Source organism: Anoxybacillus ayderensis, assembly GCF_000833605.1.
GTDB classification, from domain to species: domain Bacteria; phylum Bacillota; class Bacilli; order Bacillales; family Anoxybacillaceae; genus Anoxybacillus; species Anoxybacillus ayderensis.
This window is the reverse complement of record NZ_JXTG01000011.1, coordinates 14137-27520: the sequence shown is the minus strand read 5'-3', so window position 1 is coordinate 27520 and position 13384 is coordinate 14137. Positions and strand designations below refer to the sequence as shown.

10 protein-coding genes are annotated in these 13384 nt (G+C 44.3%); all 10 read right to left on the bottom strand.

Annotation, left to right across the window (positions count from 1 at the left end):
• Positions 1-3: 3 nt before the first annotated feature.
• Positions 4-303: a cytochrome aa3 quinol oxidase subunit IV gene (gene qoxD, locus JV16_RS10020; RefSeq protein ID WP_042535622.1), complete on the bottom strand. Its 300-nt coding sequence runs from the start codon at positions 301-303 to the stop codon at positions 4-6.
• The gene (gene qoxC, locus JV16_RS10015; RefSeq protein ID WP_021094557.1) at positions 304-909 is read right to left on the bottom strand and encodes a cytochrome aa3 quinol oxidase subunit III; all 606 of its coding nucleotides are present in this window, start codon (positions 907-909) and stop codon (positions 304-306) included. It abuts the gene before it with no gap.
• Positions 899-2875, bottom strand: coding sequence for a cytochrome aa3 quinol oxidase subunit I (gene qoxB, locus JV16_RS10010; protein ID WP_021094556.1), 1977 nt, complete (start codon positions 2873-2875; stop codon positions 899-901). Before qoxB ends, qoxC begins: the two co-directional genes overlap by 11 nt.
• On the bottom strand, positions 2865-3836 hold the full coding sequence (gene qoxA, locus JV16_RS10005; protein ID WP_021094555.1) for a cytochrome aa3 quinol oxidase subunit II: 972 nt from the start codon (positions 3834-3836) through the stop codon (positions 2865-2867). The genes qoxB and qoxA overlap by 11 nt, the downstream gene beginning before the upstream one ends.
• A gap of 343 nt (positions 3837-4179) precedes the next feature.
• Positions 4180-5529, bottom strand: a complete 1350-nt coding sequence (locus tag JV16_RS10000; protein ID WP_021094554.1) for an aldehyde dehydrogenase — start codon at positions 5527-5529, stop codon at positions 4180-4182.
• Positions 5522-6145, bottom strand: coding sequence for a PIN domain-containing protein (locus tag JV16_RS09995; protein WP_042535619.1), 624 nt, complete (start codon positions 6143-6145; stop codon positions 5522-5524). The genes JV16_RS10000 and JV16_RS09995 overlap by 8 nt, the downstream gene beginning before the upstream one ends.
• The gene (locus JV16_RS09990; protein WP_021094552.1) at positions 6129-6800 is read right to left on the bottom strand and encodes a helix-turn-helix domain-containing protein; all 672 of its coding nucleotides are present in this window, start codon (positions 6798-6800) and stop codon (positions 6129-6131) included. Before JV16_RS09990 ends, JV16_RS09995 begins: the two co-directional genes overlap by 17 nt.
• A 57-nt stretch (positions 6801-6857) precedes the next feature.
• Positions 6858-8099, bottom strand: coding sequence for a TIGR02679 family protein (locus JV16_RS09985; RefSeq protein ID WP_042535617.1), 1242 nt, complete (start codon positions 8097-8099; stop codon positions 6858-6860).
• On the bottom strand, positions 8083-12219 hold the full coding sequence (locus JV16_RS09980) for a TIGR02680 family protein (protein ID WP_021094550.1): 4137 nt from the start codon (positions 12217-12219) through the stop codon (positions 8083-8085). Before JV16_RS09980 ends, JV16_RS09985 begins: the two co-directional genes overlap by 17 nt.
• Complete coding sequence (locus JV16_RS09975) at positions 12209-13375, bottom strand: TIGR02678 family protein (protein WP_042535615.1); 1167 nt, start codon at positions 13373-13375, stop codon at positions 12209-12211. The genes JV16_RS09980 and JV16_RS09975 overlap by 11 nt, the downstream gene beginning before the upstream one ends.
• Positions 13376-13384 lie beyond the last annotated feature (9 nt).

Genomic DNA, 13384 nt, shown 5'->3' with positions numbered 1-13384 from the left:
GTTTTAATGCGCCGCATGTCCAGATGTTAACACCCAAATCGATCCTGCGACAATGACGATCGCAACGAACACCGCATATGCCATATTAATAACGTTCGTTTTTCCGTCTTCTCCTTCTGTGACGTGCATAAACATAAATAGTTGAAGTCCCGCTTGAACGACCGCGAGTGAACCGATGATCCACATGACGATCGTATATGATACGTTCATTTTCAATGCGACGAACACCGCGACAAACGTTAAAATAAGCGAAAAGAAAAACCCAACAACGTGGCTAACGGGATATTTGCTTTTATGTTCCATTTACCCCACCATCCCTTTTAAATAAACGAACGTAAAGATGAAAATCCAAACGACATCAAGGAAATGCCAATATAAACTAATGATAAACATTTTTCTTGCAGTCATTGGCGTCAACCCGCGTTGAAGGAGTTGTATAATGAGCATAATCGCCCAAATGATTCCGAACGTCACGTGGGCTCCGTGCGTGCCAAGCAGCACGAAAAAGCTCGATAAAAACGCGCTCGTCTGCATCGTCGCTCCTTCATGCACATAATGAATAAATTCGCGAATTTCCATGAATAAAAAGCCTGCCCCTAATAAAAGGGTGATAATAAACCAAATGAGCAGTTTTTTCATATCGCGTTGTCGCATGAAAAAGACAGCTAACCCACACGTGAAGCTACTCGTCAACAGCAACAACGTTTCAATAAGCACATCGTTCAGCTTAAAAATGTCGCTTGGTGTTGGGCCACCGGCATAGCGGTGACCTAATACACCGTAGACGGCAAACAACGTCGCAAATAGCACAATTTCTGCCCCGAGAAAAATCCAAAAACCTAAAATATTTAATCGGTTTTGTTCCGTTTGATATTCGAGTGGAAGCGAATGATTGACGTTAGCCGACATGATTTTCCGTCCCCCCTTCTACGTTTCTCCACGTACGTTCTGTTCGTTTAATCTCATCGACGCTGACATAATAGCCATCATTGTAATCAAACGAACGAATGACAAGCCCGATGACAATCCCAATCGCCGCAACAGCTGCTGCGATGTGCGCTTCAAAGACGAGGAAGAAACCTGTAATCCCAAACACGACCGCCATATAAAACGGCAAACCGGAGTTGCTCGGCATATGAATTTTTTTGATGTCGCTTTCTTTCAACGTCAGTGTTTCACCACGTTTTTTCATATGCCAAAACGCATCTAATTGCTTCACTTCTGGAACGACCGCAAAGTTATAAAATTGCACTGGCGATGCAGTCATCCATTCAAGCGTGCGCGCATCCCATGGATCGTGGGAAACATTGCGCTTCGCATAACGGAAGCTCCAATAAATGTTATAACAAAATACCGCAAAGCCGATCGCTAAAATAATGGAACCGATCGCAGATACGAGAAACAGCGGCGCAAATCCTGATTCTGCTGAATACGTATACGCGCGACGAACAGCCCCTTTTAAGCCAAGGAAAAACATCGGCATAAACGTGACGTTAAATCCGATCACGAACAACCAGAAGTGATATTTGCCAAGCTTTTCGTTTAACATAAAACCGAACATTTTTGGCCACCAATAATACAATCCTGCAAACACCGCAAACACAACGCCTGGAATTAATACGTAATGGAAGTGCGCGACTAGAAATAGCGTATTGTGATATTGGTAGTCCGCAGCCGCCATCGCTAACATAACCCCTGTCACTCCGCCGATGACGAAGTTTGGCACGAAAGCGAGCGCCCATAACATGGCAGTTGTAAATTGAATGCGTCCTTTTCGCATCGTAAACAGCCAGTTAAAAATTTTCACCCCTGTCGGAACAGCGATAAGCATCGTTGTAATCGAGAAAAACGAGTTTACCGCAGGACCTGCATCCATCGTGTAAAAATGGTGCACCCATACGATCATACTTAAAAACGCAATACCAACGATCGAAACGACCATCGATGTGTATCCAAACAACGTTTTTCGTGAAAACGTCGCAATCACTTCTGAGAAAATACCGAACGCCGGCAAAATAACGATATACACTTCTGGGTGGCCCCAAAGCCAGAACAAGTTTGCCCAAAGCATATCGCTTCCGCCTGAAGAAAGCGTAAAGAAATGCGTTCCGTACAAACGGTCAAACGTCATTAACGCCAAAGCAACTGTAAAAATCGGAAACGCCGCCACGATAATGATTGACGTAATCAACGTCGTCCATGTAAACATAGGCATTTTCATCAACGTCATGCCTGGTGCACGCATTTTTAAAATCGTAACGATAAAGTTAATCCCGGTCATTAACGTCCCAAGACCTGCAATTTGCAGCGCAATGGCATAGTAGTTATTTCCAATTCCTGGACTAAACTCTTTTCCAGCAAGCGGGAAATACGACGTCCATCCTGCATCCGGCGAACCACCGACAACGAACGAAATGTTAAATAACATCGCCCCGCTAAAAAATAGCCAAAAGCTAAGTGCGTTCAACTGCGGAAACGCCACATCGCGCGCCCCAATTTGTAAAGGAACGACGACGTTCATTAAACCGATCAAAAACGGCATCGCCATAAACAAAATCATAATGACGCCATGTGTTGTAAAAATTTCATTGTAATGTTGCGCATCTAAAAAGTTCATTTCTGGGCGGGCCGTTTGCGCCTTCATTAACAATCCGTCAATTCCACCTCGGAAAAACATGAGTACACCTGATAAAATGTACATAATCCCAATTTTTTTATGGTCAACTGTCGTAAGCCATTCGCGCCATAACCAACCCCATTTTTTAAAGTACGTTAACCCAACGACAATCGCAACGACAGTCAATACAATCGCAATTTGTGAACCGACAAGAAGCGGGTCTCCTCCAACAAATATTTCATTCCACTTAATGCCCATGATGTTCACCTCCGCTATCACTCTCTAAAGCTTTTTGTTCCTCATCGTTACAAGTTGATGAGTTTTTATAGTTATCTTCACGAATAAAAATTTTCCCTTGATATCCATGTCCGCGATATAATTCTGGATTTGTGTACGTTTTCGAGTGCGGATCAGCATGGTTTACCCATTGTAAATGCGTATCGACAAACGTCAATCGTCCTAAATGTGTCGGCAACAACAATTGTTCATATTTTTCTTTTGTTAATTTCGGTGCCGTTTGTTTCACTTCTTGCACCCATTTTTCAAACTCTTGTGGCGTTTGCGCTAACACTTCAAACTGCATATGCGCATACCCGCGTCCGTTAAAGTTTGTATTCCGCCCTTCATACGAACCCGGACGATCTGCAACGACGTACAATTCCGTCTCCATTTTGTTCATCGTATATTTTTGTCCAGCTAGCGCCGGTACCCAAAACGACTGCATCGTGGACGCAGAAGTCATTTTAAATAACACAAGGCGATTGGCTGGGATATTGACGTAGTTTACCGTTTCAATATTTTGTTCAGGATAGCTGAAAATCCATTTCCAGTCTGCCGACGTCACATGAATGACGAGCGGTTTTTCGTTTTCGTACCCTTTCGGCGGTTTTTCTAAATCATATAACGTTCTCACTGTCGGAATCGTTAGCGCAATGACGATCAAAATCGGAATAACCGTCCATACAATTTCAAGCACTGTACTTCCGTGCTCTTCAGGTGGCTCCTCCCCTTGCCGTTCAGGGCGATCACGATATTTCCATACGATGTAAGCAAACAATGCAAATACAACGACAACAACGAGAAGCATCCACCAAATCGACCAGTTAATTAGTTCTGTAATGCTTCGTGCAGCTGGTCCTTGCGGCTGAAACACAACCATCTCACAGCCACCAAGAAGCGGAAGCAATCCCGCTATAACTAAGGCAAACAAACGCTTCATCTGTCTTCACCTCAACAAAATTGTGATTCATTGAACAAAGAAACAAATACAAAACGAACGAATTTAATTAGCTTTGTAGTATTAACACTATTGAAATGATTTTAACATGTATTGTAAAAATAATTGTGACGAAAAAAGGAAGGAAGAAAATGCATCGAGGAAAAATAAGCAGCAAATGGATTGACAAAAAGAAAAACACTTTTCTCAATCTCAAAAAATGAGCGAGAAAAGCGTTATCTTTTATATAATACATGGAAATAAAAAAAGAAATAGGTTTTTCACTCGAAAACTTGTCACATTTTCGTTAAAATTTTTTCGAAATTTGTTCAAAAATAAAATCGCTCTATTTCAACAACTTCCGTACCCACTTGAGCGCATTTGGAAAGTTTGGATAGCGCAACGGGATATCGAATTTCGTTGTTTGTTTTAACACGCTTTTGTAGTGAGTGAACGCATCAAAGCTTGCTTTTCCGTGATATGCACCGATGCCACTTTGTCCAACACCACCAAACGGTAAATGAGGATTGGCAACATGCATAACCGTATCGTTTATACATCCACCACCGAAATGAACTTGCTGTAATATTTGTTGTTGTACGTCGCGATCTTCGGTAAACAAATAAAGCGCAAGCGGCTTTTCATAGTCGTTAATCATTTGAATGGCTTCATCAATCGTCTCAAACGTGAGAATGGGCAAGATAGGGCCGAAAATTTCTTCTTGCATCACGTCATCATCCCATGTTATATCATCAAGCAATGTCGGTTCAATCCAACGTTGCTCAATGTCGTATGCTCCACCGTGTACAACTGTACCGTTTGCTAAGAAGCGAACGAGCCGTTCTGTATGCCGCACCGTCACTATACGACTGTACGTATTTTTATCACTGTACAATTGCTCAATATACCGCTTCATTCGCTCAATAAGCAACGATTTAACAGACGCATGCACGAGCACATAATCAGGCGCAATGCACGTTTGCCCAGCATTTAAAAACTTCCCCCATACGATCCGCTTGGCAGCTAAGTCGAGATGGGCAGAAGCATCGACGATCGCTGGACTTTTCCCACCAAGTTCTAATGTGACAGGCGTCAAATGTTTTGCAGCAGCAGCCATCACCATTTTCCCTACCGGCACACTTCCCGTGAAAAAAATATGATCAAAAGGCAAGTGAAGTAGTTTTTGACTAACGTCTACACCTCCCTCTACCACAGCAACATATTCCTCTGAAAACGCCTCAGAAACAATCGTTTTCAGCAAAGACGACGTCTCTGGTGTATATTCAGATGGCTTGACAATCGCACAATTTCCTGCGGCGATCGCTCCGATTAACGGACTGATCGCGAGCTGAAATGGATAATTCCATGGCGCAATAATTAAACTGACACCGTATGGATCTGGATATATGTAACTTTTTGAACCAAAGTGTGTCAATGGCGTCGGTACACGTTGCGGCTTCATCCAATCGCTTAGACGTTTCATTACAAACCGAATCTCTTCATAAACGATGCCAATTTCCGTCGTATACGCTTCAAACGGGGATTTATGCAGCTCTTTCGCCAATGTATCGATAATCGTTTGTTCATGTGCTTGAATCGTTTCTTTCAAACGCGCAAGCTGCGCAAGCCGAAAAGACAACGAAAGCGTCGCCCCTGTGCGAAAATACCGCTTCTGTTTTTGCACAATCTCATTCATTACTTTCCCTCTCTTTAAATACATATTCCATATCAGATAAATACCTATAAAACTCCCTCGGATGAATGCGCTTAATCGATCCAATCTGGGCTGGAAATCGCCGATAATTTGTCGTAAGTATGTAATCACATTCCTCTTGAATAGCTGTTATCCAAACATGAAAGTCTTCTTGATCAAAACGATAAAGTGGCTCAGACATTTCTTGCGAAGTAATAATCTGCTTAGCAGTTTCGTGATCACATCCGCTTAACTCGACCAATACTTCTCCAATCGGACGATTCTCTCGCATGATTGTTTCAACACTATACCGACCAACTAGGCTATTGACAGGAAGGTTTGTATAGTACCGAAAGATTGGACATAAAAATTCGTTTAAAAATGCTTCGATTTCTTGCAGAGTGTATATAACCATCTTATCTCCTTTTCCAATTCCTTGGAAAGCATTTCTAACAAACTCAAATAAACAAACACGTGATATGACTGGCTGAAAGAAGTGTGGGAAACGAGCCGCTTTAACAATCTTTCGGTTGATTCCATCGACTCGCAACGCACCGCATAAAACGGTCGTATCGATCAATACTTTAGGGGGACGCAGGGAATCATAGATTAAATTCATCTACATCCCCTGCCTCTTGGTTCTTTCTATCGATTTGGTGTAGGATTTGCTCTGCACGGTCATCTTGTTCTGGCGTTGTAACAAAAATGTCTTGTGGAATTCTCCAATGACCTCCATCTGTTTTATATGCCCCCGGGAATTTTCCAGTTTCACACATTCGCCGAATCGTTTGGTCACTTAACCCGAGCTTTTTCGCTACTTCAGTCGTCGTGTAATAAGCGACGTTAGTTTGTCTAGATGGAAATGAAGCGATAGAGGTTGGTAGCTGGCAGTTTTTCATTGAGCATTTATTGTTCTTAGCACTTTCATTTAACAGGGAAACAAGCAATTTTTTGCGAACAGTCAGCGAATCCCCTTCCGCTATTTCGGACAGCTGTTCAATATAATCCACTAAATATTCATACGCCTTCTCCTGTTCTTTCGTTGTATAAGCCTCTCGCATTTTCTTTTCGATGTCCCGAAGCCGAGAAAGGTGCTCTTCATTTGGCAATGAGAATCGAATCGTTGAAAAAACAGGGAGTGTAAGCCCTAGTTGCCAAAAAGATTTTTCAATTGCTGCTTTAAATACAGCTTTCGCCTTTTCGCTATGAATTTGCGAAAGAATGTACACACTATCCCACATATATTCTTGCTCTCGGTCGATGGCACGTGTCACTTTTCACACCTCCTGTTAAAATTATTTTACTACCGAAAATCAAATAAAATCAACAATTCAAACAAAATCAACATTTCTCTTTATCTCCTTCCTCAACGCTTCCACAAGCGCCTCTTGGTATCCTGCTTTTTTCCGCCGCAACATTTCTTGTTTTACTGGCTGCAAGTCATGAAGCGTCACCGATTGCAATTTCGCTAACCGCTCATCTGGTAGCGGAACGGTCGGTTTTGTCGCCAAATAATCCAATCGATCGTAATGCCAAAGCCGAACAGAGGAACCGTACCGCTCGACAAGGCGCTGCGCCATTTTTAATCCTTCTGGGTCAAAATCGCCCGAATAATACAGAGCGACCCCTTCTTTGACAAGCAAATCAAGCAGCCATATCGTTGCTAAGTTGAGCTGGCCGTTGGTGCTAATGAGTGGTACGTTCGTATCTAATAACGTCGAAAACACGCCGGCATTTTCAACGATAAAGACAATGTTGCCAATGGACGGATACGCTCGTGTCAACGGCATCACTTCCCGAAGCGGCACATTTAGCGCCGTATTCGTTTCGCATGCAGCAGCGAACACAGGATGGCGACCCTCCTTTTCTGCCATCACGCCAGCGCACGTGACAAAGTTCAGCACATCTTCCCGCAATAACCGATACGACTGCAATAATTCGTTCACGTCTTCGACCGACGACAAGTCGTATTTGGTGTCCGCATAAAATTGCAGCGCCGAAAGCAGTAGCTTCCCTGCAAGCGTATGCAAATCAAATGCATGCGGGTCGTTCGCCACTTTTTGTGCAAACATAGGAAGACGGACATACGTGGATGGAAGCTGTTCAAGCGCGCGGCAAACGGCGGAAATGGCTGCTTCTAGCGCTTGAGGATTTTGTTGATAGGCTAGTTGCACCACTCGTTGGTTCGCCATCTCCATCAGCCAATCGCGCTGTGGTCGATACGTATGTATCAACCGCGTAAAATATGCTTCTTTTTCTTGCTCTGCTTGTTGTTGTTGCTCTTTTTTTGTTACGAGCGGCTCGCCAAAATAGCTTGACAGTAGTTCCACAAGAGAAATACCGGCAAACTTTGTATTGGCAAGCTGTTGTTCAAATGCTGCAAGCGATACACGGCTCATTTCTTTGCCAAAAAAAGACGCAATCGCATCTTTTTCTTCCATTGAAAAAGATGCAACGGAAATCGTGCCGCCAATGCGGCCAAGCGATTCGTATTTCTTTTTCATCTCGCAAAAAAGGCGGTGAAACGAACGTTCACCGCGAAAAAATTGCACCGCTTCATCTAATCGGTTCAATGAGCTCACCCTTTCTTGCTTCAGTGACAAGCTGCTTTACTTTTCCGTTCCAATAATAGCGAATGACGGTCACGAACGACGCGTTTTTCGGACGAACGAGTTCGCAAATCGATAATGATGGGACGGTGTCATAGTCGCCCCAGAGCGCTTGCGAGTTCATCACATAGTTAAATCCAAGCTGTTCGACAAGCCCGAACATATTGCGAATGTTATTTTCATCTACCCCTGCGAACGCTTCATCGAGTGAAATAATGTACGGTGCATCTTCTGCCGCTTCTTGATAACGCGAATACGTTGCGGCAAAGAGCGGAATATACATCGCCATCGCTTTTTCCCCGCCGCTAAATTGATAGAAACGTTGGTTCGTCAACTCCCGCTTTGGCTCGTTCGTCTTTTGGTAATAAAGAGTGAACGAAAACCATTTCCGATAGTCCAACACTTCTTTAATAATTTGGTGGAGCGTATTGCCTTGGCCGCGCTCTTCTAGCAGTTCACGTGCACGGTTAATTTTCGAGCGGAAATGTTTCGTCACCCGCTGCAAATCTTCCTCTTTTAATAACCTTGAATTCATCCGCAACAACTCGACAAGCTCTTTCGTATCCATCTCTTCTTCCGTTTCCGCAGTGCGCGGCTTCCATTGAATAAACAACACAAGACCGGAAGACGTATCGAGCTGCTGCATTAAGTCATTCATATCTTTTACCCAACGCTCCGCTCGTTGGATGCGGCTGCGCAAAATCCGCCCAATCGTTTTTAAAATAATTTCTTCGTACAATTCACGGTCTTGTTCTTTCATGTATTCACGCTGCAAGAAAATATCATGCTCGATTTCGTTCCATACGTAAAACGGCGATACGCGCTGCCCTTTATAATCAAGCAAAAGGACGATTCGGTCTTGCTTTTCTCTCCACCCAGCGACCTTTAATTCCATTTCTTCGTCTAGCTCGATCTCCGCAAATGGACTCGCTTCCTCTACGACAACTGGCTCTTGGCTAAGCCGGTATTCCGTCAAATTCGCTGACTCTTGGAAAAAGACGCTATTTAACCGGTTCACAAGCGACGTTCGCGTTTCCTTAAGCTGTGCTCCATATCGCTCAATCGCTTCTTTTGCTTGTTCAACCGCATCTTGTGCGTGAAGTTCAACAAGTTCGAGGGCGACCTCTCGCTCAAACGACCGCCTCCACGCCCCTGCCAATCGTTTAGCGAATGCTTCTTTCCCTTCTAGCTGTTCGCGTTTCTCACGGATAGCTTTGAGCTGATGCTCTAGTGCGATACGCTCATTTGTTTTCGCTGGCATTTCCTTCTGCAAAAACGCCAATCGGGCGCGGACGCGCTGAATTTCTGCTTGCACTTCTTCCGCCCCCATCAGCTGCATCGTTCGCTCGATTTCTTGCCGCTTCAAATCAAGTTTTTGCTGTTCGTTTGCTAGTACATTTCGTTCACCCTTGATGTCATCGATTTCTTGTTGCAATGTTCCCACTTGCTCGGTGAGACGCTCGATCATCTCAAATAAATGAACAAATGATTGGTGGGTCAATTGAAGTTCATGCAAACGCCGCATATACGATTTCATCAAAAGAAGCGACTGTTCATAGCCATCTTTGGAAAATTCTATATCGAGCCCTTCCGTTTGTTCACGGAGCGTTTGTTTGAGTTGTTGCCAATTGCGGGCAAGCTGTGCTAGTTTTTCGTTTTTCTTTTCCCATTCTTGTTGTTTACTAAACATCGTGCGTTTCGTTTTTTCTCGCTCTTCAAAGGCTGCGCGCATGTCACGATCGGTTGGAAAGGAGCGAAACCAATTTTTCATTTGCTCAATCGCCTCGTCCAGCTGGCGGAACATTTCGGTTTGTTCGTAAAGATGGGCACGAAGTTCAGCTAGCTCCGCTTCAAGTGCGGCGATTTTTTCTAACCGCCAACGTTTGCGGGCTGTTCGGCCAATAAATAGCGCTTTTTCTCGCATCGGTGCATGCCCTTTGACTAATCCGAGCGTATAATGTCCTGCTTCATTGAGCACAAACGCTCCATCCATTTCTCTGTCAGAAAGCACAATGCTTTGGAGCACTTCTTCGATGCGCGTTTTCGACACCTGACACGCTTCATCTACGTCCGGTTGTAAGTAGTCTGCCAACGTATGCGCCATTTCGACAGGACGTGGGAAAAGTACACGGTCACAACTTACTTCAACATCGGTTTCTGTAATTAACGCATCAAGCAGCCCTGCGTGGTACAGCGCCGATTCGATCCGCTCCCGAAGCGGTTCTGGCACATGGTCTTGAAATTCCACCCCTGCATAAAATGGGACAAAAGCAACGCCTTTTTTGTCTAACTCCGCCCGCGCTGCCAACGTTTGTTCATCGCGCGCTAGTTCTGGGTCTTTTTGCATTTTCCATTGGTTCCATTCCGCTTCTTTTGCGGCAATCTTCTCTTCTAGTAACGTGCACGCATGTTTTTGCGCCATTTTTTCTTCGTTTTTTCGATTGAGCGCTTCGTAATACGCTTCCGTAAACGGCTGCTTCATCTCGTCGATATGATACGTTTCGTATAGTTCATGAAGGCGCTGCAAAAATAGTTGGACAGATGTTTCTTGCACGGAAACGTCTTGGCATTGCTCGAGCCAGCGAAATACTTCTTGTTGGAACCGCGATTTTTCGTTTTCTAACAGCTCGAGCCATTTCGCTTCTTCGTGGCGCAATTCGTCGACTTCCCGCTGCAGGTCGCCTACTTCTTTACTCGTCTCTTCATAGCGCGCCTTTATCTCATCATGGCGGCGCCAAAGGGTGAGAATTTGTTCTAGCTTCTCAACATATCCCTGCCCCTCACGCTTCCATACAGTAAAATCAAATGGCGTTTGGCGGTGGCGGGAAAAATCCGCTTCATTGAGGTCGTGGGCAGAAAAGGAGCTTTCTAGCGCATCGTGGCGCAAATCTTCTAGCTGCCCATCGAGTTGTTTTTCTGTTTCGTACAGCTTATCATTCGTTTCTTCAAGCTGGCGTTTGTAGCGGCGTTCGATTTGTTCTTTTTCATCGATTTGTCGCAATAGCTTTTGTTGCTTTTCTTTCACGTTTTGGATTTCTCGTTGGATGCGTTCATATTGTTGCGCCGCTTGGAACACTTCGTGGCTTGCGAGTTCTAATTCCCGTTGATGCAATACGTCCTGCTCGTTTGCAAGCGTTTGAATGTATTCGCTTAAATCCACAAGGTGCGCTTCTGTTTCTGCTTCTTCCGTAAGCCATTGTTTCCCTTCTTCGACTAGCCGCTTCACCTGTTTTTCTGCCTTTAGCCATTCGCTCGCTTTTTCCGCTATCATATACTCGTTATACGCCCGATATTGCCCACAAAGCCGCTTTAACGACTGCTCATCCCGCTCGAGCTGCTCTAGTTGTTGCTTTGTTTGATCCATATTTTCAATCGTTTCCGATAAATGGCGCAATTCGTCGTCCGTCAACGCCGGAAGCGAGCTTTCTAAAATTTCATAAATGACGGTCGGCTTAAAATCTTTTGATAGCTTCGGGCTACGTAATTGAATCAATAGCTCAATTAACTCTTGAAACGCCTCCATTGATTCAAAACGGAAGACGTGCTTATTGACGAGTTCCATATATTCTTTTTGGGAATCCACGACCGTTCCACCGTTGCCAAGCAAATTGGCTAACTCGCGTTTCGTGAGCGGGATTTTTTCCGTTCCGTTCGCTGATTTTTCCGTTTTATATAAAAATACATCACGGCCGATGCGGCGGTTATCAAAAATGACGAACCCCCAAAAATCCATGTTTTTTTGCCGCTTTGCCCGCAATCCGATTCCCGTTGTCACATATTGCTCCGTCTGCTTTCGTTTATATTCTAAAAACAAATAGCCTGTCCGCTCATCGCGATCGACAATTTCTTTTTCACCAAGCAAGTAATCTTCCATTCTCCGTGCCCGAGAACCGAACGGATCCAGCCGATCTGGCGTTTTTTTCCCGTCCAATAAGACAGGAAGCAAGCTTTGCATCGTCACTGACTTCCCAGAACCGTTCGTTCCGCGAAGCAACAACTTACCGTCGGCAAACTCAAAATATTGCTCATCGTAATACCAAAAATTAATCAATCCTGCGCGATGAAGCACCCATTTATTCGTCATCATCGTCTCTTCCTTTCATTAGAAAATCGTCCGGATATCGACCGACAAGCCGTCCAAGTAGCGGATAAAGAGTCACCATGCCCGTTTCCTGTTCATGCTCCGCCATTTTCCATTCTTTTAAAGCAGAGAGCAGTTCAGATGAAAGTTGTGCCAATGTCATTTCTCGATACGTTTTGCTCCAGCCTTCGCCGTATTGCTCCATACACCGGTTCAGCAACTGATGAAACTCCGGCATCGTGACACGAATTTGCCCGTATTCATCTGGCGGATAGTTGTCCAAGTGAGCGCGCACAACGGCGGCAAAGTGAAGAATGATATCCGATGTTCCTTTTTGGTTAGGAAACAATGTATACACATGTTGCCGTTCTGAAATCGTCAGCAACGCTGCGTTTTTATATAGCTCATAGCGAAAATCGGTATGCGCTTCGATGTCGTCACGCAACCGATGGCGGAAGTTGCGCAAATAATAAAAGTTTGGGTCGTCTTTTTGCCGACGATACACGACAGGCGATAAAAAGAGCTGCCGATAAATAAAGTGGCGGCGGTAGTCGTCGGGCGCTGCTTTCCATTCTTCTTCTAACAGTTGCTCGATCGTTTCATATTGAATAAAATCTTTCGGATATGACCGCATAAAATAGCGAGACAATACAGGGACTTCATATAATGCTTCTTCGTCTTCTTGATTGGCAAACGCCTCGAGTTCTCCGTCGACGTGATGTACAATTCCGATTTGCTCGGCTGTTTTCAACACGCGAATAAGGGCGCGCCGATGTTGATAGTTCGTCCAATCAAGCGCTGTTTCGCCTGGGTACATCGCTTTTATTTCTTCGCATACGTCAGACAATAAAAATTTTTCTTCGACCGCTTTTCCTTCTAAATATGCTAATAAGCAACAAAACAATGCGTAATCGAGCGGTTCTTGAAACGACTCAATGCCCATCCATGCTTCTGGCTCCGCTGGTATCTTTTCGAGCTTAGCAAAGTAGCGGTGAATAATTAACCGATAGCCAAATTTCTCTTGCACATACCGCTTTAATACTTTTTCGCGTTCGCGTATTTTTTGAAAAAGCTCCGGCTCTTTTTCCCGAACAATCCAAAAATGTTCAAACAATGCCGTTAACGCTTCTTTCGCTTTCTCATCAAACTCTTTTTCCATTCTTTCTCT

Bases quoted from the DNA above. Each gene is read 5' to 3' on its own strand.
- qoxC (WP_021094557.1), bottom strand. From the start codon at position 909: ATGTCGGCTAACGTCAATCATTCGCTTCCACTCGAATATCAAACGGAA.
- JV16_RS09980 (WP_021094550.1), bottom strand. From the start codon at position 12,219: ATGACGAATAAATGGGTGCTTCATCGCGCAGGATTGATTAATTTTTGG.
- qoxB (WP_021094556.1), bottom strand. From the start codon at position 2,875: ATGGGCATTAAGTGGAATGAAATATTTGTTGGAGGAGACCCGCTTCTT.
- qoxA (WP_021094555.1), bottom strand. From the start codon at position 3,836: ATGAAGCGTTTGTTTGCCTTAGTTATAGCGGGATTGCTTCCGCTTCTT.
- qoxD (WP_042535622.1), bottom strand. From the start codon at position 303: ATGGAACATAAAAGCAAATATCCCGTTAGCCACGTTGTTGGGTTTTTC.
- JV16_RS10000 (WP_021094554.1), bottom strand. From the start codon at position 5,529: ATGAATGAGATTGTGCAAAAACAGAAGCGGTATTTTCGCACAGGGGCG.
- JV16_RS09975 (WP_042535615.1), bottom strand. From the start codon at position 13,375: ATGGAAAAAGAGTTTGATGAGAAAGCGAAAGAAGCGTTAACGGCATTG.
- JV16_RS09995 (WP_042535619.1), bottom strand. From the start codon at position 6,145: ATGAATTTAATCTATGATTCCCTGCGTCCCCCTAAAGTATTGATCGAT.